Consider the following 4528-nt stretch of genomic DNA (forward strand, 5'->3'; position numbering starts at 1 on the left):
CCCCACGACTACTCCCAAGAGCTTGACAGGAAGGTCATGTGAAAAGATGCATCAAAAGCAACTCATGAGATTGTCGCGAGAAGCTTCTTGCTGACTGAGTCCTATTAGGCAGAAGACTTCCTAGCGTCGATAGCATCATCAGAATTCATATGCCTCCGCCGCCGCTCGGTTGGCCATTTTGTGCCACGAGGCGTGCAACCGTCATCATCAAGAGAGTGGATGCACCGGCGCTGGCCTGGACTTATGAAAACAAAACATCAAGGCAGCAGAACAGATGTAATAGTCCGACGAAGGCCGTCCTTGTCTAACGCGCGGGGGGCGGGAAGCATCTGATCCGAAGCGCGGACCCGCTTGGAGGTGCGGAACGTGTCAATGACTTTGCGGCACCTGGCTTGATGAATTTACTGTGTTGGTTAAGGAGAACGAGAGGATTCGGCACGCAGGTGTCACCCCAGGCATACGACACGCAGGTGTAGGCCAGCGCCTCGGCCTCGGGCGGCGTGTCGCGCCAGTCACCGAACCTCCATCTCACGCCGCCGATCACCAGGACGCCGGGCGCCACACCGTTCTCGCTCTTGAAGAGCAGACGAGATGATCTATCGGTATTCGACATCATCGGCCCTTGCCCGCAAAGGCCGCGAGTTGCGCCAGCAGTTTGGTGGCGGTCGGCCTGTCGCCGGCTGCCACCCGCGTGAGGCCCGGCCCGAACAGAAAATCCGCTTGGTCGTATACCGAGCCCCAGTTGCTGGTGGCCCGCACCCGGGCACCCAATCGGGCGTAGGCGCCCAGCAGCGCGTCGCCTCGCAGCCCGATCTCGCGGCAAGCCTGAGCGTCGAGAAGGTCGATCCCGATCAGGTCGGCGCTGGTCCAGAAGTCGGGCACCTTGTCGTGCTTGGCCTGCAGGCTGCGGCGGACGGCGGCGCTCGATACGGCGTCGAACCCTTTCCAGTTTGCCTTGCCCGAGTGGAGCACCAATTCGACCGCCATTCGGTTGAGGCCGGGGTAAAACAGTTGCGGATCGCCATTGCGGGCCGCCAGTTGCTCGCCTTCGGCATAGTCAACCCACGCGTTCTCCAGCGCCCCCTTTGCCTCGCGATTCGCCTTCGCTCGCCATTCCAGCTGCGCCAGGCGCTTGAAGCCTGAACCGCACAAGGCCCAGCGCTCCACAGTGGGCTGGAGCCGGGCCAGGCCGCGCAGGTCGTCCAGTGCCTTCACGAGATCTTCCCGCGCCTGGGCGAATTCCGGTGATGAGGGTGCGGCCGCGCGCGCCAAGTCCCAGGCGCGGCGAACGCGCAGATTGCCGAGCTGCTCGTGGGCCTTGAACGATGCGCTGGCGTCGTTGGCGCGGAGCGCGGCCTCGTAGGCGGCGATCGCACGCTCGCTGTCGCCCGCCGCGTCCCAAGCCACGGCGAAGGCCTCTGCCACCGCCCCCATACCGCCCCAAAGTTCGGCGTAGCGGTCTTGGAAGCCCTGTACCTTGAGCTGCGCTTCGGCGTTCCGCACGGCGCGGTCATCCTCGCTCACATCGTAGCGGGTTTGAACGGCCAGGTTTTCCAGCATCAGCGCCAAGCTCACCGCTGAGGCGATCCCTTCGAATTCGTCGCGCCGTGCCGGCGCAGGCCCCTGTGCCCCGTCATTGCGGAAGACCCAGTTAGRATCGCCATAGCACTGGTAGGCCGCCCAGGTGTTGCTGTTGCTGCTAGCGCGCGCGGCCCGGCGGGCGGCGGCCACCGCGTCCACGAAAGCCTCGCCCGACAGCAGCACACGGTAGAAGGTCTGGGCGAAGGCTTCGGCTGCCGCATCGTCCACCGCCCATCCGGCCGCCACCACGCAGCGAACGCCGATATTGATCAGTGAATCGGCCACGCCGGCGGCGAACGCCACCGGCTCTTCGACCTTCAGCGCCCCGCTGGCATCGTGGCCGCCCAGGTGGCAGCAGTTGACGAAGACCAGCTCGGGCACGACCGGCAGGTTCCTGATTTCGTCGGGCCCCAGGAATATCCCCCCGGACAACACCACGCCGCCGCTGCCGGTGACCTTGCCATCCTTGTCGTACTGTGCCGGCGCGCCGTGGCCGGCCACGTGCACGATACGGTACGGCCTTGCCAGCAGCGCCACGATCACATCGTCGCAAAGCGCGTCTTTGCCGATCAGCGTGGTGAGGCGATCGTCGCCCAGGCCCGCGGCGCGGAACTGGCGGTCGACCGCCTGGGCCTCGCGGCGTGCACCGGGCAGTTCCGGGTAATCGGAGTTGTCCTCGATTTTGGGTTCGCCGATGACAAGCACGCCGGCGTCAATGTTGGCGTCGTGCGGCGAACTGCGGAAGACGCTGGTGTTGAGCTTGCGCAGCAGGCGGGTACGGATCGACCACGGCTCGGACTTGTCGCGCGAGGCGGCCCGGCCACCGTGGTTGCTGGCGCGCGTGTCGAGCAGTTCCCACGGGATCGGCGACGTGGCGGCGTCGAGCTGCAGCACCAGGCGATCGCTGCCGCCGAGAAATGGCTGGAGGTCGAGCGGCACCAGTAGATCGAAGAGCGCGCTTCCGAGCTTGGCGTCGCCGACGCTGGCGCGCGCCGCGCGCTCGACGAGCTTGCGTACGAGCTTGGGTTGCGTGTGCTGCGCGCGGACCTCGGCGCGGGCGCGTTTGGTGTCGAGTGCGAACGACATCATGCCCTCCGCGCTCGTGGTGACGCTGATCAGGTCGTAGTCGGCGCCGCGGTAGCCGCTTTCGGCTTGGCGCCGCATCGGTCCGGTGCCGCTGGCAATCGCCGGGGCCACCTCGAAGGCCCGCGGGTTGGATGTCGCCAGCACGCCAAGGCCGMGCCAGGCGTCCGTGGCGCGGTCCAGGAACCACTCCACCAGCACCAGGCGGCCGATCATCGGCCACGGGCTGCCCGCGAGGCGTTCGTTGGCCATGCGCACACCCTGAGCGATGGCGCGCGCCGCCGCACCGACGGTGATGCCCAGTCCGCCGCTGCCGATGAGCGTGGCGGCCAACTCGATGCTGTCGCTGCGCTGGGGGTTCTGCTCGTAGGCGCGCTGGGCCCAGGCCTTCGCACCCTGGCAGACCGAGAACTCCAGTTCGCTGGACTTGAGCGTGCCTTCCTGCCCGAGTCCAACAACGATGGCAGCCAGAGGCCGGGGCAATTGCGACAGTTCAGTGTCGCTCGGATGGGTGTTGAAGAATATCTGGTGGCTGCCCGGTTTCTCGGGGTAGAGCCCCGCGTCCAGGGCCCTGCGCATGGCGCCCCTGAGATGAATGTTCGCCACCTTCTCGCTGCCGGTGAGGGTCAGTGAGCTGTAGTGGCCAAGCATCAAAGCCTGGTGCACGAAGGTGAGGTGGCCGTTGAGAACCGTGATCTGCAGAGGCGGGAGCACTGTGGCGCCGCCCGAYTCGCCTTCGGCACCGGCGCGGCCGCCCAAGGCCTCCTCGATGCTGCTGGCCGGCAGCGCGGAAGCGGGCCGGCGGGAGGGGCGGCTCGGTACGTGGCGCAGCGGCGCCACCGGGCCACCGCGGGTCGACGCCAGCGGACGGAGCTTGGCCGCGCTGGACGTGGCGCCGCGTGTCAGCAACTCGAGGTAGTCGTCGAATGCGCCCTTCTCGCTCGGCAGCGAACCGTGCTCACAATCCAGCGACCAGGTCTGCACGCCGGGCAGCAGGGCTGATTCCAGCGGCACCCGACCATCGCCGCCCTGTTGGAGGTCGCGATAGACGAAACCATCATTGCCAACCTCGAAGCCGTCGGGCGTGAACTTGGCATTGCCCACCACGAGGCGCATCTTGGCGGCTCCCTCTCTGAGCATGCCGGTGATCTGGCGATCGAGCCGGATTCGCAGTTCCCTGGCCTGGTTCAGCACCGCTTGCGACGGCACGCCCCATTCGTAGCTCGCGCGAACGATGTCGCCGGCATAGCGCTGCCACCAGTTCCGTTCCTGTTCGTGCTGGCAGTCGTCGTCTGCCAGCTTGCGCCAGGTGGATTCCTGATCTAGCGCCAGATCGGGATCGAGCAGGCCGGCCTGCAACTGCAGCAGACCGGGCATCTCCGCCATCAGCTTGCGCGCCTTCAGATTCGCGAACGGCGAGCCGATGGCGGCGAGCGTATTACCGAAGGTGTCGTCACCGGACAGCACCTGCATCGGCGCCCAGGAGCCGCCGTTCGGTGTGCCCAGCATCAACAGCCGGGCGTCCGGGTGCGCCATCAGGAGGTCCCAGGTCTCCTTGGCCTCGATCTGAATCGTGCGCGCCAGCAGGCCACCCATCGAATGCGCGAGCAGGCGGACCGGCTGGCCGCTCTTCTTTCGCGCGTCGAGTGCCTCCTGCACCCGTCTGGCCAGGCGCCGAGCCTCCTCCTGCAGCGGCCGCCGCCAGTCGTAGCCGAACGGGATTACCTCGTGGGTTGACTGGAGGTAGGCGATGAGCTTGTCGTAGACCAGTCCGATGGGCCCGTCGTCCGTGACCTTGTCGGCATCGTCCGCAAGGTACTGGAGGCGCGCGAAACCACCGATCAGGCGGGGCCCGAGCCAGATG

At 66.7% G+C, this 4528-nt stretch carries 1 protein-coding gene; it reads right to left on the reverse strand.

Annotated elements, in window-relative coordinates; all coding sequences use genetic code 11:
* Positions 1 to 612: 612 nt before the first annotated feature.
* Positions 613 to 4528: CHAT domain-containing protein (locus tag AC1DY5_RS43000; RefSeq protein ID WP_478120531.1), on the reverse strand; the 3916-nt coding region annotated here is incomplete at its 5' end.

Source organism: Variovorax sp. P4_D9, assembly GCF_056401695.1.